Here is a 21786-nt window from a genome sequence, read left to right on the forward strand (position 1 = left end):
AAAAACAGGGAGATACTGATGCTTGGTAAAGTACTTGCAATTGGCCTGCTGACGGTTGTTGCGACTGGCGCTTTCGCAGACGGCCATGCCGAACCGAAAGCGGGTGGAACGCTGATCACCACATTGCCGCAAACGCCGCGCCACCTGAACCCGGCGGTGCAATCGGGCATCGTCACCGGTGCCCCCGGTGCGCAGCTTTTTGCGACTCCGCTGCGCTATGACGAGAATTTTGAGCCGCAGCCCTATCTGGCTGAAAGCTGGGAATTTAGCCCCGACGGGCTGAGCATGACACTGAAGCTGCGCGACAATGCCGTGTTCCATGACGGCGAGCCCATCGAAAGCCACGATGTTGCGTTCTCGATCAAGGCTATTCAGGACAACCACCCGTTCAAGACGATGTTTGCGCCGGTGACGGATGTTGACACGTCCGACCCCAAAACCGTTGTGATGACGCTGGATAAGCCGCATCCTGCGCTGTTGCTTGCGATGTCGTCGCAACTGATGTCGATCATCCCCGAACACATCTATGGCGACGGGCAAGACCTCAAGTCGCACCCGCGAAACTCGGCTGATGTGGTGGGCTCTGGTCCATTCAAGTTTGCCGAGTTCACACCGGATCAGCACGTGATCCTTGAGCGGTTTGACGATTTCTTCATGGGCGATGGACGTCCCTATCTCGACCGCATCGTCTTCCGCATCATCAAGGACGCCTCGGCCCGCACCATCGGTCTGGAGAATGGTGAGCTGCACCTTTCCACCTTCGAGAACACGGTCAACAACATCACTCGGATGCAGGAAAATGACGGTCTGGTTGTGACCGATGAAGGCTATGCGGCCATCGGTGCGATCAATTGGCTGGCTTTCAACACACAATCCGAGGGACCGACTTCCAACGTCAAGGTGCGTCAGGCAATTGCCTATGCGGTGGACCGCAACTTTATCCTCAACGCGATCATGCAAGGGATCAGCCAACCAGCGCTGACGGGTATTCACCCGGGCTCCCCGTTCTATGATGACAGTGTGGAGCCGTATGATCTTGATCTGGACAAAGCCAATGCGCTTTTGGATGAGGCCGGGTTCCCGCGTGGTGACAATGGCACGCGGTTCGCCCTGACCATTGATTACGGTAACCCGACCACCCGTCCGCAGGCAGAGTTCACCAAAGCATCGCTGGCCCGCGTGGGCATTAACGTGACGGTCAACGCGCTCGTGGATTTCCCGACATGGGCGCAGAAGATCTCCAATCACGAATTCGACATGACTTGGGACACCGTGTTCAACTGGGGCGATCCGGTGATTGGTGTTCACCGCACCTATTCCTCCGACAACATCAAGAAAGGTGTGATCTGGTCGAACACACAGCAATATGTGAACCCCAAGGTCGACGCGCTGATGGACGCCGCCGGTCAGGAATTGGATCAAGAAAAGCGCATCGCGCTCTATGCCGAGTTCCAGCAGATCCTGTCCGAAGAGCTGCCGGTCTACTGGACCAACACGCTGCCCTATCACACGATCAGCCAGACGGTTGTGCAAAACGCACCCCGCGGCATCTGGGCATCTTCGGCGCCTTATGATCTGGTGTGGCTGAACGAAGAATAAGACATCCGGGCGGGGCCGCATCGCCGCGGTCCCGCCCACCCTTTGCCGGAGCCGTCCTGACATGGCCATTGTGCTGACCATCCTGAAACGCCTCGGCTATGCGGCCGGTCTGTTGCTGGCCGTCATCGTTCTGAACTTCTCGATGATCCATCTAGCTCCCGGCGACGTGGCCGACACGATTGCAGCCGATGCGGGCGGAGCAACTGAGGAGACCATGGCCGCCATCCGCGAGGAATACGGGCTGGATCAACCCTTTGTCGTGCAGCTTGGCCGGTATCTGGCGCGGGTCGCTACCCTCGATCTGGGTCAGAGCTATTTCTACAATCGCGACGTGCTGGACTTGATTCTTGAGCGTCTGCCTGCGACGCTGCTTCTGGTGGTCTCCGCGCAGCTTGTGGCACTGATTGTCGGCACGCTTTTGGGGGTTTACGCCGCGCGCAATTCGCGTGGGATTATCAGCCATCTTGTGACGCTGTTTGCGCTGTTTGGCTATGCCGCGCCGGTGTTCTGGACGGGCATCTTGCTGCTGATCGCGTTTTCACTGAAAATCCCGATATTTCCCGTCGCGGGTATGGTCGATGTCACCGTCGAGGACGGCTGGTTCATCAAGACGCTCGACATTGCGCACCACCTTGTGCTCCCGATGTTCACGCTCGCCACGATCTTCTTCGCGCTCTACTCGCGCCTGTGTCGCGCCTCGATGCTGGAGGTTTTGGGGTCCGACTACGTGCGTACCGCGCGCGCGAAAGGACTGACCCCGCGCGAGGTCACGCTGAAACATGCTTTGAAAAACGCGTTGCCGCCGGTTGTCACGCTGGCGGGGTTGCAATTCTCTGCCGTGATTTCCGGCGCCGTGCTTGTGGAGACGGTTTATTCCTGGCCCGGCCTTGGGCAATTGGCGCTGACGTCCATCTTGGCGCGGGACACACCGACAATCCTTGGTATCCTGTTCTTCTCGGCGCTGGTCGTCATCATCGGCAACCTGATCACCGACGCGGTGCTGCGTGCGATTGATCCAAGGTTGAGGGGGCAGGCATGAGCGACATGTCCGATCCGCGCAAAGCTGCTGGGGAACAGCCCATTGAAAAGCCCCGCTCGCCTGCGTCCGAGGCGTGGTCGATGTTTCGCCGCAACCACGCGGCCGTGGCTGGGTTGATCGTCTTATCGGTCATTTTTGCCATCGCGATCTTCGGCCCGTTTTATTACAAAGAAGACCCGTTCATGATGGTCTGGACTCCGTTCTCCCCACCCGGGGAGCAAGGTTATCTGTTTGGCACCGACTATCTGGGCCGCGATATCATGGCCTTGATGATCCACGGCGCACGGGTGTCGATCACCGTGGGTCTGGCGGCGGCCTTCGTCACCGTCACCATCGGCATCACCGTGGGCGCTTTGGCGGGCTTTTTCCGAGGCATCGTCGAAGAGGCGCTGATGCGCCTGACGGAGTTTTTTCAAGTGCTGCCGACCCTGTTGTTTTCCATGGTCATCGTGGCGCTGTTTGGTGCATCCCTGCCGATGATCACACTGGCCATCGGGCTGGTCTCATGGCCCGCCGTGGCCCGTGTCACCCGGTCGGAATTTCTGCGTATACGCGAATTGGAATACGTCACCGCCGCGCGCTCCGGCGGGGTGCGCAACGCGCGGCTGATCTTCTCGGTGATCCTGCCCAACGCGGCGCCGCCGATTATCGTGCAGGCCGCGCTGATGGTGGGCTCCGCGATTCTGTTTGAGGCGGGCCTCAGCTTTCTGGGGCTGACTGATCCGAATGTCGCCTCATGGGGGCAGATCATCGGCTCGAACCGGCCCTATATTCTGGATGCAGGTTACACGGTGACCGTCCCCGGCCTTGCCATCTTTATCACGGTGTTGGCAATCAGCCTTGTGGGCGACGGGTTGAACGACGCGCTGAACCCAAAACTGCGTGCCAGATGAGTCTTCTGACCGTCGAAAACCTGCGCATCGAACTTGCGCTGCGCTCCGGCCCGGCCCCCGTGATCGACGATCTGTCGCTATCGCTGGAGGCGGGCAAGACCCTGTCGTTCGTGGGCGAATCCGGCTGTGGCAAATCCATGACCGCGCTGGCCATCATGGGGCTGTTGCCTGATGTGGGCCGGGTGGCCCACGGCTCGATCAGGTTTGACGGAGACGAGCTGACCACCCTGCCCGATGCCCGCCTGCGCGAAATCCGGGGCAATGACATTTCAATGATCTTTCAGGAGCCGATGACCTCGCTCAATCCGGTCTACACCGTAGGAGAACAGATCGCCGAGGTGCTGCGCCGCCACAAGAGCATGTCGCAGCGCGACGCGCTGGCCCGCGCGGTCGATCTCTTGGACAGCGTGCGCATTCCCAATGCGAAGTCGCGTGTCTCCGCTTACCCGCATGAGATGTCGGGCGGGCAGCGGCAACGGGTGATGATTGCGATGGCACTGTCCTGCGCACCCAAGCTGATCATCGCAGATGAGCCCACGACCGCGCTCGACGTCACCGTGCAGGCGCAGATATTCGAGCTTCTGCGCGATCTCGCCCGTGACACCGGCACCGCGCTGATCCTGATCACCCACGACATGGGGGCCGTGGCCGAAATGGCCGACGATGTGGTGGTGATGTATGCAGGCCGCGCAGCGGAGGTTGGCCCTGTTCACGCCATCCTCAAAGACCCGCGACACCCCTACACGCAAGGCCTGATCTCCTGCGTGCCGCATCTGAAGGCGGACCCGACCGCCGCGCGCGAAGAATTGACCGAAATCCCCGGCATCGTCCCGCCCCTGTCGGCGTTTGGGACCGACAGCTGCCTCTTCGCCTCCCGCTGCGCCCATGTGCATGACCGCTGCCTTGAACGGCGCCCACCGGCTTTCCCTTGCCCGGCGGGTCAAGCAGCGTCCTGCTGGCTGAAGGAGGACACATGAGCCTGCTCGAAATCAGAAACCTCAGCGTCAGGTTCCGCGTCAAACGCACCTGGGGCCGGTCCACCTATCTGTATGCCGTCGATGATGTCTCGCTGTCCCTGCCCCAGGGCCAGACCCTTGCGCTGGTGGGCGAGAGTGGCTCTGGCAAGACCACCGCCGCGCTGGCCGCCGCCCGTCTGGTGCCGGCCTCTGGCGGCTCGGTCGAATTGGCCGGCACGGACCTTCTCAAGCTCGAGGGTGAGGCGCTCAGGCAAGCCCGCGCCCGGGTGCAGGTGATCTTCCAGGACCCCTATTCCTCGCTCAACCCCCGTCTGCGTGCAGGTGCCATCGTGCGCGAGCCGATGGATGCGCTCGGCACCCCCGCCAAGCCCGACCGCGACGCCCGCGTCGAGGAATTATTCGCGCAGGTGGGCCTGCGTCCCGAGCAACGCGCGCTCTTCCCGCACCAGTTCTCGGGTGGGCAGCGACAGCGCATCGGCATCGCCCGCGCACTGGCGACTTCGCCCGAATTGATCATCTGTGACGAGGCGGTCAGCGCGCTGGATGTGGCCGTGCAGGCGCAGATCCTGAACCTTTTGCGCCGCCTGCAGACCAATCTGGGGCTGACCTATCTGTTCATCAGTCATGATCTTGGCGTTGTGCAGCACATGTCCGATCGGGTCGCTGTGATGTATATGGGCCGGATCGTGGAAGAGGCCGACCGCGTGGCCCTCTTCACCGCGCCCCAACATCCCTACACCCAGGCCCTACTTGCCGCGGTGCCATCTGTCGAACGTGCCAAGCGCAAAAGCGTGAAGGTCACGGGCGAGACGCCCGACCCTCTGAACCCACCCCGGGGCTGCATGTTCGCCAGCCGCTGCCCAAAGGTGCAAGACAGCTGCAAAACCACGCACCCATCGCTGGAGGAGTTGAGCGGCGGGCATAAAGTGGCGTGCTATTTTCCGGGTGAATGATTGGGCCCGTTGATCGGCAACCCAGCTGGTTGCGCGGCGTCAATCTATCCGTTCTCCTCATTGAGTCTGCGGCGAAAACGTTTGTTTTGACCAGCTCGACACCAGCAGGCGTTGGCGCAGTTACGGCAAATGTACACTTTGTCCGGCAAACCGAAAGTTGCGATAAGGTCCAGTTTTCGTAAGCAGAAAAAGGTGTTATGGGCAGAGATCAGATGTTAACGACAGTGGGACCCACTACAGGCAATCATCAGGCGGCGAACTTGGTCATTCTGCATCACCGAAGTAAGACTTCGCTGCGGGATGGTCACGCAGTTGCTTGGGTCTGTACGGTCGCGTCTCTCCGACGTGGGAGACTTGCTCGGCTTCAAGACGTTCAATGACTGATGGATGGAGAGAGAAGGCGGCGTTCACTTCGCGCGGCTCCATCGGCCACCGTCTCCGAATTGGGCCGTATGCAAACATGAAGGTTTCCTCGTGCTGCATTCCAATTGGATCGGGCATGACATAGAGCTTGTGGTCGTTCACTTGGACATCAGGCACACAGGCCTTCAGTTCCTCGAGCATCCAGCCGAGCGCGATGTCGCTGAGACGGGACTCCGGTTCGGGATAGCTGCCTCCAACGTCGCTGTGACAGCCCGCGAACCAGACCTGCTTCAACCAAGGCGGATCACGGCCTTCGGTCTTCTTCGCTTCCGCGACCATCGCCCATTTCACGCGGGGGAAGTTCTTGCGATGCTCGTCTATCGCGAGGGCATGACGGGCGTGGCCTACATCGGAATCCAGCCATTGGTCATAGTTTTCCAGGTTCCACTTGGCGTAGTGGCCATATTTCCAGATCTCGGGCCAGTCGGAGAGACGGGTCAGCTTGAGCGGCTTCATCTCATTCGGTGAGAAGTATTTCCACTGTGACCACTTCAGCTTCGCGTACCAGAATCCGATGAGACCAAGGAGCCCGAGGAGGGGGAGCCAGACGTACCAGGGCCAGGAGAGCCAGAGCGCTGCGCCGAATGTGGCAAAAAGGGCTAAGACGACCACGCCGGCCAGAAGGCTGACCTGGGCGTTCCCGAGCGCAGCGACTGTGTCGAAGACACCAATGAACGTTGGTTGGACGTTACCCTGGACGTCCTCCTCCGCATCCGGCACGAAGCTTCCATACTTTTGTCGGAACCGCCGACCCAATTCCTCGCGGCGCTCATAATAGGGCTTCTGACCGCGGGGGTAGCCGTTTCCATGGTTGTAGACGAAGTTCACGGCGTCGCTCGCGATCTTCCTCAGCCGCGGTCCAAAGCGTGGAACCGGCGATCCGTCCGGCATCTTTGTCGGGACGCCGCAGAGGTTCATCACGTTCGCAACGGCACGGACGGTGTAGGCGCCTCTCGAAAACCCGAAGAGGAGGACGCGGTCACCTGGCTCATAGTAGGAGATGATCTTCTCGTAGCAATCGATGACGTTTTCGTCGATCCCAGTCCCGACCGCGGCCGACAGTATGTTCCTGATCCGCCGGAGCGTGAAACCGCCCACCTCGCCTGCACCAAGACCAGCGTCATAGAAGCAGACCTGTTCCTTCGGGTCGATCGGCGAGGAGGGCCCGGGACGCATCGCGCGATACATCTTGTAAACGTTTGAGAGCCGCTGGTCGGGTCTCAAACCTCCGACCTGGCCAGTGCCATCAGAGAAAATCAGGATGTTTTTCGGCATGCTCGACGGCCCGTGTTCGTTATTCGTTCCACTATCGTAGAGCCCGGCCACTGCGTCAACGTTTACATCCAGAATTAGATCGGAACAGCAGCTGTGCCGATCTATGCATTCTAGACATGTGGATGGGATTGTTGCGTTAACGGGAGACGAGTTGGCAGTCTGGCCATGACAGATAAGGAAGACTCATGCCGAAGCCCCGCGATCCGTTCAAACGTCACCGTTTTCCGAAGGATGTGATCCTGATGGCAGTACGATGGTACTGCCGTTTTGCTTTGTCGTATCGGGATGTTCGAGATCTGCTAGAAGAACGCGGCGTGTTTGTAGATGCGGCGACGGTCTATCGCTGGGTTCGCAAGTGCGGCCCGGAAGTCGCCAAGCGCTCGTTCAAGTATAAGTCCTGTCGGGGTTTGGACTGGCACGTGGATGAGACCTACGTCCGCGTCGGAGGCAAGTGGAGATATCTGTGGCGTGCCGTTGACGCTGCCATCGGTGCGTCTTGCGGCTAAGGTCAGCGAAGAGCCCAATTTGACCAGTGCTGCGCTAAGCATGAAGGGCAGCTTCCGCAGATCGTGCTGCGGCGGCAGCATGGTTTTCCATATGGATTTAGACTTGCTGGCAGGACCGTTTCCAAAGCAAGCAAGGACGCTATTGCAACGGCAGGCATCGGTACCGTCATGGCACATACTACTGCGCCGTTTGATCGGTCCGCTGTCGCACGTTCGCTTCCACTGCTCGACCCGGCACAACAATATGCTCGGAAAGAAGCGCAGCTGCCCCGTCAGCGTCACGGGCATAGCAAGCGTTCAGCAAGGCGCGATGCTCGCGCGACGACCGAGGGTTAAGCCCTAGATCACTGATCGGGATCCGTAGGTATCGTTCCGACAGGCTGTGGAAAGTAGAGATCTGGCGGAGCAGGAGCGGCCGACCCGCCGCTTCATAGAGCGTCATGTGGAATTGGGCGTTTAGAGCGACGAACGCCTCGTCGTCTCCGCGCTCGATCTCGTCCTGGACTGCGGCGGCCGCGTCAATACTGTCGTTGGAAAGCCGCGGTACGGCGTGGCGGATCGCCATCGTTTCCAGCGCTGCGCGCAGGTCGGTGATTTCAAGCAGCTCGTCCGCGTCGATCGGTGCGACCGCAGCACCCCGGTTGGGTCGGATCGTCACCAGACCCTCAGCCGCGAGCGTCCGGAGCGCTTCGCGTAAGGGCATGCGGCTCACATCAAAGCGGGGGGCCAGATCTTCCTGACGAAGCGGTGTTCCAGCTACGATCTCGCCCGCAACGATACGACGGCGCAGGATACAACCTGTACGATATGCTGCGCAAATAACGCTGGCCGGACGTACTGTTGTACACATTCTGATAGTCGCCCTCCGAATCTCGGCCATCAATTTTGACTGCGGGTCCTCGAAATTTCTGCAGTGCCGGTTGATGGTAGAGGATCGCTGCCCTTAGAGATGCGAGCTTTGTGTCTGGTACTCGTCCACTCAATATGTAACCCGAAACTGTTGGCGTAAGCGGGATGTCGATCTTTACCGACTCTAGATCGGGTGATCCACTGGTAGAATCAGCAGAGAACGACATCAGTGGGTGAACTAGCTGGGCATGCCGGTGCAGCATTAGTATGAGGTGGGACATGATTGGAAAACTGAAGAAGTTGAAGGGAGTAGTCAAACCCGCGCTCTTGAAAACAGGCTATGAGCAGTACTGCGAAAACAACTACGGTAAAGTAGCGCGCATTTACGAGTGACGGGGTGTCTCGCTGCACAAAACTCCGCAGTCCTACAATTAACTGCCAAGTCACACAGGGGCAAACGCGGTGCTGATAGTTGAAACTAAGGACATTGCGCGCCTTGGCGAAAATTCAACCCAGAGGGTTGACAAATCTGTGACGTTAATTAGCGTCATAAGGCGGCAATGAATTTATTATTTAGTTCTAGTTGCTTAAAAACAGATGCCGGGAGATTGGCTCTCGCACAGGTTGCGCTGAGCCGAGTTTGAAAATGTCTAAAAGCAGTTTTCCAAATGAAGCTACTTTTGCGTCGGCCATGGGGCAAGCCGTTTGGTTGATGACGGTAAGCAAAGCGCATCGTGACCTGAAGATCAGCGACATTGAAACCCAAGTTACGCCGGCCATCCTGCTCCAACAGTTCAAGATATACATGAAAGACAAACAGCCAATTGCATTTCTTGCCTGGGCGTCAGTTTCGAACGAAGTAAAAGCCCGCTTTGCCAAGGGTAGTCGGCAACTCGAACCGAACGAGTGGCGGTCTGGTCCGAACGTTGTTGTCGTAGAGTGCGTTTCGCCGTTTGCCGCAGCTGATGACATTGAGCAGCAGTTTTTTCAAAGTCTCAAATCCGGTGCTCCGCGCACGTCAAACGTCTGATTGGAGATGCAAATTATGAAAGATCCTTTGCAACGCCCTGACGATTGGATTGATCCTCGCGAACGCAGACAGAACCTCGATGACAGCAAGGTCCCGCGGTATGTCGAGCCGGATGGGCTCGAGCATTGGTGGGATGTCAAAGAAAACGTCATCCGCACAAACGATGCTGGTACATATCTGTCATTCCACAGTTTTTACACACGGGACTACGAAGGACACTCATATGCCAAGCTGTATTTCGACGGTTCTTTTGTCACGATAACGCAAGAGGGCAAGTTCCCGGGTCATGTCTCCTTCTCTCCGAACTATCGAGAGAAAACTGACGCAGGGGAGCTGGTCTGGCATGTTGACCATATTCTCAGGGAATTTGTGCTGCCGGATCATGAGAGCTACCGATGGGTGAAGCACGCGGACGCTTTGCCCAAAGTCACCATAAGCGGTTTGGACCTCTTCGACGATTGCGCTCAGCAAGACCGGTTCATCTACCTTCTCACCACACTGTTGTCTCGCCACGACGGCGTGGTCGAGCTGGCGCTCGTGGGCAAAAAGGCCAAGGGAAAAGTGATCTTTGGCGACACGTTGCTGAACTCTTTTGAAACTGGGGAACTTATCCGATGACCTACCCGCCAGGAACGTTCAACAGTGCTCAAAGTGCATTCGATTATCTTGACAGTCTCCCTGCAGGAACGCCTGCGCCAGCCGACTTTTTTGAACGGGCTCTAAGAGAGTTGCCAGCAGTCGGCCCGGCCGGTTCCAGTTCGGTTTTTTACGGCGGCTATAACACCGCCATTTCTCCAAGCGGAACAACGGTTGGAAATGTTGTTGATGGGTTGACGCAAGGGAATGTCGGAACACTAATTTCGCAAACGGAAGTTGGGATTTTTGCTGGTGCGCTGAATGACGCAGACTCAGTATATCGAGACAAGCTGGTACTCACTTTAACCAATGAGAATGTGCTTGGTGTCGGCACTATCGAAGAACTGTTTTCCGGCAACGCGCCAGTTTGGGATGCTGCCTCGCTCAACTATGCCAATGCTGCGAGCGGCAATATCCTCGCCGTTTTCCCGGAAGGCCTTGACCCTGAGGCGAGCATTTTCACAACAACAGAGCTCGATGCACTGATCAATAGCGGCAAGGTCAACACCATCAACGGTATTGAAGTGTCGCGGCTTGCGAGTCTGGATGACACCGCCCGATTGTCCCTTTTGCGCGAGGGTATGGGTGAACAGATCACCCGCATGGCGTCCCTGTCAGCTGCGGCAGGGGATCTTGACCGAGCCAATTACCTGAATATCGTCGACAGTGGAACAACGACCGATTTTGACCCGCGAACGAATTCCGACTTCTTCATTGATGATACAAAGTGGTCGGACCTCCAATCAGGCCGCATGATCTCGCTGGGCTCCGGCTCCAACACCATAAACCTCGCGCCGCCTGATCTGAACGTCAAAGTTCTTGGCATTCTCGACAAGCTGGACGGGGGCATTGTCGGAACGGCAGCCATCGGCCTGCTTCTCATGGGGGTCGCGAACCAGGCGGATGCGGCGCTGACAGACGAATATGGACCAAACTACAATACAGCCAATGTGCTTGAGTTTGTTGCCAATTCGAACCTCCCGATTTCTCCCGAATTGCTTACGTCGATTGCACAGGGTGCGCTGCAGGATGTTCTGCTGAAGGGGGCGGCTTCTTTGCTCGGGGTCGGCCTGCTTTGGACCGCATTCGATGTGTACCAAAACATCGACGGTTTGACCGAAGCCATGGACTTCGCCGCCCAAGGTGCCGCACCGGGATCCGCACTCAGCGAATTGAACAATACTGTTCAAGGCGTGAAGCAATGGCTTCAAGACCGGTTTGGAAATGATGCAGACTACGTGCCGCAACATGCCGAACTGGCGGCACTCATCGAGAGCCAATTCGACTACGAAACACAGGTATCCATTGGCAGTGCGATCAAGAGCTATCTGGCGGAGTTCGGGGTCACGCCCGGGTTGCTTCGGGAAGACGTCGCAGGTTGGATGGCCGAACTCCAGGCTCTTGTTGATGTTATCTCGTTGGATCTGGACAGTGGCGTCACATCTTTGGAGGACGCGCTCCAAGCCGCATTGTACAAGTCGGATCTGCTGACGATTCAACAAAAGATCGCCATCGATCCGACCCGCTGTTTCCCGGCGGGCACGCAGATTTCGTTGTGGGATGGCTCCAGTAAATCCATTGAAGACATCGCCGTGTCTGACGTGGTGCTGTGTTTTGACAATGCGGGACAACCGCAGCCGGGGTACGTCACGCGCCTCTTCCGCAACCTGACCACGGAATGGGTGCGGCTTGATTTTGTCGACAGGCGCGAAACGATCCACGTGACCCCAGGGCACCGGTTCCTGACCGAAACCGGCGACTACATGGAAATCGGCCACATGCTGCGCCTCGGTGGCGGTGTGGCCCGTGTGGTGATGTCGGACGGGTCGCTGCAGACGGTCCGCGGGTGCGCCATCGAGTTTGGCAAGGAAACCGCCGGGCTCTTTGAAACTGTGGGTTTGCAAAAGGCGGCCGGAACCCCGGACCTGCTGATACGGCAGGGATGGCAGACCTATAACTTCGAGGTTCGGGCGCACCACAATTACGTGGCTAATGACGTCCGCGTCCACAACGACTCGATCTTCGCATTCCTGCAGCCGCACGAATATTCGCAGGTAACCGAAGTGCGGGACACCAACAACGACAGCTTCCCGGACTACGTCCTGCTGAAGGAACCCGGCGTGGCGACCGAGCGGGAAAAATATCTCGACGGTGTAAACGCGGTTGAAGAAATCACCACGTCTGACGGGCGTGGCAACATCATTTACCAAAGGGTCGTCAAGGATACCGATGGCAATGTCATCGAACGGGGCGAACCGCAGTATCTGAGCGGTCAGTTTATTGGGGAAAGCATTGGGTCGGCGCTGACCCCCTTCCTCACCAACGCCTTGCTGGGCGACGGTCTGAACGCCTTCGAAAACATTGCCGCCAACACGGTTCTGGGAACGACGCTGGAGAATGTCAGCGGTGTGATCGGCGCGCTGATCGATCGCGGGTTCATCACCAATTACGGTGAAGTTTCTATCGCCGGTCACTTTGACACAATTGCAGGCGGCGTCTTCGAAGATTTCGGCGGTGAGCTCATCGTGAACGGAATCAATAATGTCACGAGCACCATCAACCAGCTGGTGATGGCAGAAATCTTCGAGTTTATCGATGCGGACGGCGTGCCTGGCGCTGTCTATGAAGCGGTAATCGGTGCCGGTGTGTCCAATGTGGTTTCGTTCGGTGTCGATTGGTTTGTGGACACCGAGCTGTTCGAATCCTTTTTCAGCCCGGGTTCGGAACTCTACCAAGAAATCAACGAGAGCATTCGCGTCACATCCCTCCCGGATGCAATCCTGCCGACATACGATGATGCCGGGAATGTCGTAAGTTCCGGGTGGGCGAGCTTGGTCCTTGGCGCGGTGGTCCGGGAAATTCTGCCGCCGCTGGAAACCACCGAAGGACAGATTGCCTCTGCGATAACAGGTGCTGTGCTCTACACCAGCACGGCACTCAGCTCGATGCTGCTCAACCTCGGAGCCTTTGCCGGCCCGGTGGGGGCGGTGATCACCTGGGCCATCGGGGCCATTGTGGACGCTCTCTTTGACAAGGACCCGCAGGCCTGGACCAGCGTTGGTTTTGATGCGGACACCGGGCGGTTCGTTCTGACCGGCACATGGTCGGATGACGGTGGCGACACGGAGTTGTCGCAAGCTTTGGCGCAGGCCTATGTCAACGGCATGAACGGGTTTGTCGACACCATGATGTCGCAGTCTCACAACTATGGCGCTTTGGCACAGTGGTCGTTCGGCCACTACGAGGAATCGCTGAAGAACGCGGGATCGAACGGGCAGACCTTCGCCAATTTCCAGAACACATACCTTGATGCCTACATCCGTGACCTGGCAAATGTGAACTTGCAGGATGGTCAGATGACGGCCGTGCGGGCTCTGAACAACCTGAACCTCGATATTCTGATCGACCGGAAAATCGCGACACCTTCTGACGAAACCAGGATATTCTCGGAGGTCCTGAACGATGACGGAGTAACAACCTCCGTTGTCGAAGGTGTCGTCGAAGGCGCGTTGCGCCAGATCACTATCGAGGGTGGTGCAACCCACGCCTACGATGGGCGAAACCCTGTCCAAATTTATCAGATGGTCGCAGCCGCTTTGCAGATCGCTGAAGACTACCACACCTACCTGGAAAACACCGAGGCCATTAACGCCCTTATGGTGGCGTCCCCGGATTCAGCCTTTGCTGCTGGGTGGTACACGACGCTTTTGGAAGCAGAGCGTCTTGGCCTGACCGATAGCTATGATTTGACAGGTAGCGCCATTGATAACGTGTTTTACACCGGCGAGGGCAATGACAGCGTGCTCGGCGGTGCCGGAGACGATCTGATCAAGACCTACCTTGGTGATGACACCCTGTCGGGTGACGAAGGCAACGATACGCTACATGCGGGCGCGGGAACCGATCAGGTATCCGGTGGCTCCGGAGACGACTCTTTGGAGGGTGGAGACGGCGCCGATGTGATTGACGGCGGTTCCGGCACTGACTGGGCCACTTTCGCGACCTCCGGTGCCGGGGTGACGGTTGATCTCTTCGCAGGTGTTGGCCTCGCCGGAGAGGCCGCAGGCGACACGTACGTCAATATCGAAAACCTGCGTGGGTCTCTGCATGAAGACGAACTCAAGGGAGACGCGTTTGCAAATGTGGTCGAAGCGGGGGCTGGTCAAGACACGGTTTTCGGTCATGGCGGCAATGACACAGTCTATGGCCAGGACGGCAACGATATGCTGTATGGCGATCTGGCTGAAGACATCTCTGTTGTGGGCGACGACACACTTTATGGAGATGCTGGCAACGATACACTGCACGGCGGCGAAGGTGTCGACAGGTTTGATGGCGGCGCAGATTTCGACGTTGTTTCGTACCGCCATTCAACCGTGGGCACGGTCGCGTCGCTGACGACAAATCTTGCCAAGATACACGGCGACATTGAGTATTTCACCTCCATCGAAGGTCTGATCGGGTCAGCTCACTCTGATATTTTAGTCGGCAATAGCGGTGTCAACACGCTCGAAGGCCTGAAGGGCAACGACACGCTCAAAGGCGGCGAAGGCGGCGACACATATCGCTACAGCTTTGGCGACGGAAATGACCGGATATCGGATTTCCACAATGGTGTGAGCGTCGACCGCCTGATCTTTACAGACCTCAACGTCGATGATGTCTCATTTGCGTCAGACAGCGACGAAGATCTTGTGATCACCATGTCCAATGGTGAGCGTATTTCGGTTGCAGATCATTTTTCAGAGAATACGAACTACGCGATCGAGCAGATCGAATTCGCTGATGGGACCGTGCTCAACCTGCAGGGTATTCGCGACAAGTCCGTTTTTGATCAAAAGGTTACGGGCGGTGGCACCGTGCGCGGGTCGGATCTGTCAGAGGTTTATACGCACAGTCTGGGTGATGGGTCCTACCGGATCAGCGATTTTGACAACGATTCCCGCGTCGACCGGCTGCTGTTTCTGGATGTGAATCCCGAAGACGTTTCGTTCGCGTCTTCTTCAGGAGAGAACCTGATCATCACGCTGGCAAACGGTGAACGTATCTCGGTCATCGATCACTTTGCAGAATCCGGTTCTTATGCGATCGAGCAGATCGAGTTTGCGGACGGAACCATTCTTGATGAGGCTGGCATCCGCAACAAATCTGTCGCGGACCAGAAAAGCGGTGGCACTGGCACCGTGATTGGGTCGGATCTGAGCGAAACCTATGTTCATGCACTGGGAGACGGCTCTTACCGTATCAGCGATTTTGATAATAATGATCGCGTCGACCGGTTGGTGTTTACCGATGTGAACAGCACGGATGTCGTCCTCAGCAGCGATGGCGACAATCTGCGGATTATTGTCATGGGGGTCGAAACTGTAACAATTGCGGGGCAACTGGACAGCAGCAAATCTTATCATATCGAAACCATCGAATTCGCTGACGGTGTAATCTACAGCCCATCCGATTTGCCGGCGTTGCTGGTAGATCCGGCTGCCGTTCCCGGCAATCAAATTGGCCAGGAAACAACGAACAACTACGTCCACACTGCCGGGGATGGATCATATACGATCAAAGACTATGACTACCTCAGCAATAACGGTACTGACACGCTGACATTTTCAGATGTCGCGTCGAGTGATGTTTCTCTGGGCCGTATCGGCAGTAGCCTTGTCTTTACTCTGAACAATGGTGAAGAGATCACGGTTTTGGGTCAGTTGGGCCGTACTCATTACAATGCCATTGAAAGTGTCAGCTTTGCAGACGGCGTGACCCTCAATCAGGACCAACTGCGCGACAGGCTCGTGTCCGATATGAAAGACGCAGGCCGCGTGATCGGAACGGAGAATTCAGAGAATTACACGCATACGTCCGGCGACGGCTCCTACACCATCAGTGACTATGATTACCTGAAGAACGATGGGGTCGACACTCTGACCTTTACGGACGTTACGGCGGATGACGTAACCCTGAGCCGCGTGGGCAATAACGTCATTTTCACCCTTTCGAAGGGTGAACAGGTCACCATCCTGGATCAACTGATCCATGACCGGTGGTGGTCGGTCGAAACTGTCTCGTTCTCGGATGGCACCACCTGGAACGAACAAGCTTTGCGCGACAGGCTCGTTGCAGACATGAAATCCGCTGGAACGGTGGTGGGGTCTGAGCTCTCCGAAGGATATGTGCACGCATCGGGAGACGGCTCCTACACGATCAGCGACTACGACTACCTGAACAACGATGGCACTGACACGCTGACCTTCCTGGATGTGACGTCGACCGAGGTGACTTTTGGGCGCACGGTAGCCGATGTTGTGATCAAGCTCCAAAACGGTGAGCAGATAACCCTACTCAACCAGTTTCATGATGATCAGTGGCATCGCATGGAGAGCATTTCCTTTGCCGATGGCGTTACGCTCAATCTGCAAGGAATACGTGACCGAGCGGTCGCCGACATGAAACAGACCGGTATCGTGATCGGATCGGAACTGGTCGAGAACTACACTTTCACCCTGGGCGACGGCTCGCACTATATTTCGGACTACGACTATCTGAAAAACGGTGGCGACGACCGGTTGATCTTTACCGATGTGAACGCGTCCGACGTCACGTTCTGGCAGGGTCTCAATTTCGATCTCAACATGCGCTTTTCAACCGGAGAAGCGATAACCATCTCTCAACAGTTTGACGTCAAGCAATACAAGGCAATCGAACAATTCGTCTTTGCCGATGGCACGACGCTCGACAAGCAGGCGATCCGGAACAAATCAGTCGCTGACATGAAACCCTTGGGTCTTGTGCTGGGGTCGGAGCAAACCGAAAACTTTTTCCATACGCTGGGGGATGGAACCTATCGAATTAGGGACTATGACTACCTGAACAACAACGGGTCGGACACGCTCACGCTCACGGATACAACCGCAGCAGATGTCACTTTCTCACACGATGGCGATTACGATTTGCTCATCACATTCGCAAACGGCGAGGTCGTGACGATCACAGACCAATTTGTGAATGATCGCCGTCACGCATTGCAGGAAATCACATTTGCCGACGGCACAACGATTGATGAACAGGGTATTCGCGACAAGTCATCAGCGGACATGAAGTCTACCGGTTTCGTGCGGGGATCTGAGTTGACCGACAACTATTTCCATGCACTAGGGGATGGAAGCTACAGGATCAGCGACTACGACTACTTGAACAACGAGGGCTTCGATACGCTGACCCTGACGGATGTGAATGCATCCGACGTGAGCTTCGCGAATACCGGTGGCTACGATTTGACTGTGACCTTCGCGAACGGCGAAACGATTACTGTCACGGATCATTTTGTGAATGACCGCCGCCACGCAATTCAGGAAATTACGTTCGCTGATGGCAGCGCTTTGAGCGAGCAAGGCATTCGCAACAAATCCGCAGCAGACATGAAGGACACCGGGTTTGTAAGAGGATCTGAACTGACGGAAAACTTCTTCCACAGTTTCGGTGACGGTAGTTATCGGATCACCGACTATGACTACCTCAACAACGAGGGTTTTGACACGCTTACGTTGACGGATGTGAACCCAGGAGATGTTACATTCCTGCACAATGGCGATCTTGATTTGGTTATCACCTTCAGCAATGGAGAAACGATCACGGTTACGGATCATTTCCTGAACAACCGACGCTACGCTCTGCAACAGATTAATTTTGCAGATGGAACGTCTTTGGACGAACAGGGTATTCGCAACAAGTCAGCTGCGGATATGAAGGCCACCGGCTTTGTGCGCGGCTCTGAATTGACCGAAAACTTCTATCACAACATGGGAGACGGTTCCTATCAGATCCTCGATTACGACTACCTCAACAACGAAGGCTACGACACACTCACCTTCCTTGATGTGAATTCTGATCAGGTGATGATTACCCAGGATAGTGATCTGGACATGATCCTTCGCCTGGACAACGGCGAAGTCATTACGGTGACAGACCACTTTAACTCCAATAACCGCTATGCACTGCAAGCGGTCACATTCGCCGATGGCGTGACGCTCAACCAGCAAGAGCTGATTGACCGATCGCTTGCGGACGCGCAACGCGCGCGTGACCTCGCGGTGGCCGAACAGAAGGCTTCGGGAGCCGTGGTTGGAACGGAGGAAGTGGAGAACTACTTCCACGCTCTAGGGGACGGCTCTTATACCATCACCGAAAGCAGCGCGACAAATCATGACAGGCTGACCTTTACAGACCTCAATGTCGACGATGTCACGTTTGCGAACACACTTGATGATGATCTGGTTATCACGATGTCCAATGGCGAAACTGTCACTATCGTCAATCACTTCCTCGATTATGCCTCGGACATGGCTTACATCGAATTCGCGGATGGGACGGTGCTCGGCAGCCAGGCGCAGCGGGACAAGGCAGCGGCCGATCAGAAAGCCAGCGGCGCGATCCTTGGGTCCAACAAGGTGGAAAACTATTTCCACGCTCTCGGAGATGGCTCTTACACCATTACCGAACAAAGCACCGACGCGCATGATCGCCTGACGTTCACTGATCTGAATGCCAGCGAGGTCACGTTCAAGGCAACAGCCGATGATGACCTGATTATCGCCATGTCCAATGGCGAGACTGTCACCATCGTCGATCATTTCCTCGATTACGCCTCGGACGTGAGATACATCGAGTTTTCGGACGGAACGGTGCTGGAGAGCCAGGCACAGCGGGACAAAGCTGCAAGTGACCAGAAGGCAAGCGGTGCCGTTCAAGGGACCAACAAATTCGAAAACTACATCCATACCCTGGGCGATGGGTCATACACCATTGCCGAGAAGAGCGCTAACTCGAACGACTTGCTGACGTTTGTCGATATCAATCCCGATCAGGCGGACTTTGGCCGCAATGCCGCCGACGATCTGGTGATTACTCTGTCGAATGGCGAGACTGTCACTGTTCTGGGGCACTTTGCTGGCGGCGATACGGACATCAGTTCCATTGCTTTTGCTGACGCTACCGTCATGGGCCTCGCCGACATCGAAATCAAGATGAATGATGACTCCTACGCCGCGCTATTCTCTGACGTTGACACGGTGTTGCTGGTCGGAAGTATGGATTCAGTTCAGGTCGCTAATGGGCTGAACGGCATGACGGATGCAGACGGGATATTCAACGTCGGCCTCGTGACCCAAGGCACGGATGTCGATCTGTCATTGGTCGCATGGGACATTGACTACGACTACGAAATCGAGGTCTTCCTGAACAACGAATACCATTCGAGCCTGGCCGTTGGCGTGAATGGCGCGTTTTCCGTGCACACAGTCAGCTTTGACGCTGCACAACTAAACGATGGAAACAACGTCATTACCTTCAAGAACCATGATGCAACGTGGAACTGGGGACTCGACGATCTGGCCGCAGTTGATCCGAATACAGGTGTTCCTGCCATCAGTCGCAACGACCTTTTTGTCGGCACGGGTGGCAGTGACAAATTCTACTCTGATACCCAACGCGGTCACGATCAAATCAAGACCACAACATCGAACTACCAGGAAGTTGACAGGCTCTATTTCGGTGCCGGGATCACCGTCGCCGATCTGTATTCTGTGAATGCTCATGTTGGCGGTGGTGGGGACTATGACATGACGATCCACTACCGCAATGCCAATGCATCCATCACGATTCTCGACTACGGTAACAACGGCTCCAGTTCCCAGAAATACCACATCAACGAGTTCATTTTCGCGGATGGTACCGTCATGGGACGCAATGCCTTTATGCGGGCGACCTTGGGCACGGATGGCAACGACCACTTCGATGGTACCGGCGAAAGCGACGACTTTGTCTTTGATATCAACCAAGGCGACGACACCATTGGCGAATCCGTATCCAACTACCAAGAGGTCGACCGGCTGTTTTTTGGTGCCGGAATTACCGTAGACGATCTCTATTCTCTCAACAGTCATGTCGGTGGCAGTAGCGCATATGACCTGACAATTCGCGTCAAGGATCAAGACGGTTCGATCACCATTCTGGACTACGGCGACAACAGTTCCAGCTCTCAAAAATACCACATCAACCAATTCGTTTTTGCAGATGGTACCGTCCTGAACCGCAATGCCTTTATGCGCGAGACGATGGGCACGGATGGCAACGATCATTTCGATGGTACCGGTGAAAGCGACGATTTTGTCTTTGACATCAACCAAGGCGACGACACAATCGGGGAAGCTGTTTCGAACTATCAGGAAGTTGACCGGATTGTGTTTGGGGAGGGGATAACCGTTTCCGATGTATATACCGTCTCAGACTATACAGGGGGCGCACTGAGCAACCTCAGGATAGCTGTTACAGGCGAAGCAGGATCAATCACGATCAACAACTACGGCAACAATGCGTCCAGTTCCCAGAAATACCACATCAACCAATTCGTCTTCAGCGATGGAACGGTTCTCAGCCGCAACAGTTTCATGCTGCAAACAATGGGCACGTCGGGAGACGACATGTTTGATGGAACAGGTGAGTCTGACGACTATAAATTTAACCTCGGCGAAGGCCATGACAGTATCCTAGAATGGTCCAGTAACTATCAGGAGGTTGATCGTCTCGTCTTTGATAGTGACGCGGCTGTCGCGGATGTGTTCTCCTTCCGGGATGATGTGGATGACAACGGAACTGATGATCTCGTTATTGGTGTGACCGGCTATGAGGGATCGTCAATGACCATCCTCAACGCGTACAACGGATCGGACAAATATCGGGTCGCCCTATTTGAATTCTCGGATGGGACTGTATTGGATTATGATAACTTCGTGCTTGCTACTTTGGATCAAAGCCAGGAAACCGGTTTTTTCGTGTAAAGTGGACTTCTCTGCGCGCGCTAACTTAAGATATGATCCGGCCCACAGTTCGAGTTGGCCAGCCCCACCTGTGTGGTCCAATTTGATTGTTAGTGCATGACTGTTTTGAGCTGCTCCCCTCTGTCGGACCACCCGGCTGGAGATTTTCCGGGGGTTTTGAGCTCAGGACGGTTCTTCGAGCCCAGAGCCATCAGATCCGACATTGCGTAAACCACGCCTATCCGGTTCCAATTTCCAATGTGATCTGTGGCCGCAATTTCTTCCCAGCACGCGCGAACAACCGGCTTTGGTCGGCACCAGTCAACCGAGCGCGCACCACAGGCGCGCCCGTGCGTTCCTGGAGCCACTGGACGCCGGCTTTGTGCGGCAGGTGCTCGTCAGACCGCGCTATACGACCTTCAGGAAAGATCGCGACGCTGCGACCGGCCTCCAGTGCGCGTTGGAGCTGTCGCAGGGCGTAAGGATGATGTGAGTTCATCGGAACGACCCAACCGAGGCCCAGGCGTTCCAGCAGCCGCAGCCCACAGCTTGTGAACAGGTTTTCGACGGAGTGTTTCGGCGTGACCGGAAAGACCATCTTGGTCGGGCAGGCAAAGGCAAGGATCAGACCGTCGAGCAGGGATTGATGATTGCAGGTCAGGATCATCGGCACACCAGATGTCACCGCGTCAACATCAGAGAAGCGAACCTTTACCCGAAGCGCGGCTAAGATCATCCGCCGCCATAGGGCCATGTGAACTTGCTTTGGTTTCATCATCAGACCTTTTTTGTTGA

The 21786-nt window shown here is 56.2% G+C and carries 11 protein-coding genes and 1 pseudogene; 9 read left to right on the forward strand and 3 right to left on the reverse strand.

The genetic code is table 11. The features are described 5' to 3' along the window. Positions 1-18: 18 nt before the first annotated feature. From ISX84_RS22140 to ISX84_RS22160, 5 genes are all read left to right on the forward strand, one after another. Positions 19-1599, forward strand: a complete 1581-nt coding sequence (locus ISX84_RS22140) for an ABC transporter substrate-binding protein (protein WP_195822599.1) — start codon at positions 19-21, stop codon at positions 1597-1599. Positions 1600-1660: 61 nt separating this feature from the next. Beyond that, positions 1661-2638, forward strand: coding sequence for an ABC transporter permease (locus ISX84_RS22145; RefSeq protein WP_195822600.1), 978 nt, complete (start codon positions 1661-1663; stop codon positions 2636-2638). Between the two features lie 5 nt (positions 2639-2643). Next, entirely contained in the window at positions 2644-3531 is an 888-nt protein-coding gene (locus tag ISX84_RS22150) for an ABC transporter permease (protein WP_195822652.1), read from the forward strand. Beyond that, positions 3528-4508 (forward strand): ABC transporter ATP-binding protein, encoded by a 981-nt coding sequence (locus tag ISX84_RS22155; protein ID WP_195822601.1) that lies wholly within the window; start codon positions 3528-3530, stop codon positions 4506-4508. Before ISX84_RS22150 ends, ISX84_RS22155 begins: the two co-directional genes overlap by 4 nt. Further along, the gene (locus ISX84_RS22160; protein ID WP_195822602.1) at positions 4505-5461 is read left to right on the forward strand and encodes an ABC transporter ATP-binding protein; all 957 of its coding nucleotides are present in this window, start codon (positions 4505-4507) and stop codon (positions 5459-5461) included. Before ISX84_RS22155 ends, ISX84_RS22160 begins: the two co-directional genes overlap by 4 nt. Positions 5462-5725: 264 nt before the next feature. Here the strand turns inward: ISX84_RS22160 and ISX84_RS22165 are convergent, their stop codons facing one another. After that, the gene (locus ISX84_RS22165; protein ID WP_195822603.1) at positions 5726-7159 is read right to left on the reverse strand and encodes a phospholipase effector Tle1 domain-containing protein; all 1434 of its coding nucleotides are present in this window, start codon (positions 7157-7159) and stop codon (positions 5726-5728) included. Positions 7160-7344: 185 nt separating this feature from the next. Here ISX84_RS22165 and ISX84_RS22170 point away from each other — a divergent pair. After that, positions 7345-7641 (forward strand): annotated as a pseudogene (locus tag ISX84_RS22170) (IS6 family transposase); the annotation flags it as partial. Between the two features lie 202 nt (positions 7642-7843). Here the strand turns inward: ISX84_RS22170 and ISX84_RS22175 are convergent. Then, positions 7844-8515: a GntR family transcriptional regulator gene (locus tag ISX84_RS22175; protein ID WP_195822604.1), complete on the reverse strand. Its 672-nt coding sequence runs from the start codon at positions 8513-8515 to the stop codon at positions 7844-7846. Between the two features lie 645 nt (positions 8516-9160). On the opposite strand from ISX84_RS22175, the gene ISX84_RS22180 reads away from it, so the two are divergent. The 3 genes from ISX84_RS22180 to ISX84_RS22190 are packed head-to-tail and all read left to right on the forward strand — an operon-like array spanning position 9161 to position 21012. After that, entirely contained in the window at positions 9161-9544 is a 384-nt protein-coding gene (locus ISX84_RS22180; RefSeq protein WP_195822605.1) for a toxin-activating lysine-acyltransferase, read from the forward strand. Between the two features lie 15 nt (positions 9545-9559). After that, positions 9560-10162, forward strand: a complete 603-nt coding sequence (locus ISX84_RS22185) for a hypothetical protein (RefSeq protein WP_195822606.1) — start codon at positions 9560-9562, stop codon at positions 10160-10162. Next, a complete protein-coding gene (locus tag ISX84_RS22190; RefSeq protein WP_195822607.1) occupies positions 10159-21012 on the forward strand; it encodes a calcium-binding protein in 10854 nt (3617 codons plus the stop codon). The genes ISX84_RS22185 and ISX84_RS22190 overlap by 4 nt, the downstream gene beginning before the upstream one ends. Positions 21013-21229: 217 nt before the next feature. Here the strand turns inward: ISX84_RS22190 and ISX84_RS22195 are convergent, their stop codons facing one another. Next, positions 21230-21769 (reverse strand): lysophospholipid acyltransferase family protein, encoded by a 540-nt coding sequence (locus tag ISX84_RS22195; protein WP_195822608.1) that lies wholly within the window; start codon positions 21767-21769, stop codon positions 21230-21232. Positions 21770-21786 lie beyond the last annotated feature (17 nt).

Source organism: Roseobacter sp. MH60115, from assembly GCF_015644665.1.
Classification (GTDB): Bacteria; Pseudomonadota; Alphaproteobacteria; order Rhodobacterales; family Rhodobacteraceae; genus Roseobacter.

Bases quoted from the DNA above. Each gene is read 5' to 3' on its own strand.
- ISX84_RS22140 (WP_195822599.1), top strand. From the start codon at position 19: ATGCTTGGTAAAGTACTTGCAATTGGCCTGCTGACGGTTGTTGCGACT.
- ISX84_RS22145 (WP_195822600.1), top strand. From the start codon at position 1,661: ATGGCCATTGTGCTGACCATCCTGAAACGCCTCGGCTATGCGGCCGGT.
- ISX84_RS22150 (WP_195822652.1), top strand. From the start codon at position 2,644: ATGTCCGATCCGCGCAAAGCTGCTGGGGAACAGCCCATTGAAAAGCCC.
- ISX84_RS22155 (WP_195822601.1), top strand. From the start codon at position 3,528: ATGAGTCTTCTGACCGTCGAAAACCTGCGCATCGAACTTGCGCTGCGC.
- ISX84_RS22160 (WP_195822602.1), top strand. From the start codon at position 4,505: ATGAGCCTGCTCGAAATCAGAAACCTCAGCGTCAGGTTCCGCGTCAAA.
- ISX84_RS22165 (WP_195822603.1), bottom strand. From the start codon at position 7,159: ATGCCGAAAAACATCCTGATTTTCTCTGATGGCACTGGCCAGGTCGGA.
- ISX84_RS22175 (WP_195822604.1), bottom strand. From the start codon at position 8,515: ATGTGTACAACAGTACGTCCGGCCAGCGTTATTTGCGCAGCATATCGT.
- ISX84_RS22180 (WP_195822605.1), top strand. From the start codon at position 9,161: ATGTCTAAAAGCAGTTTTCCAAATGAAGCTACTTTTGCGTCGGCCATG.
- ISX84_RS22185 (WP_195822606.1), top strand. From the start codon at position 9,560: ATGAAAGATCCTTTGCAACGCCCTGACGATTGGATTGATCCTCGCGAA.
- ISX84_RS22190 (WP_195822607.1), top strand. From the start codon at position 10,159: ATGACCTACCCGCCAGGAACGTTCAACAGTGCTCAAAGTGCATTCGAT.
- ISX84_RS22195 (WP_195822608.1), bottom strand. From the start codon at position 21,769: ATGATGAAACCAAAGCAAGTTCACATGGCCCTATGGCGGCGGATGATC.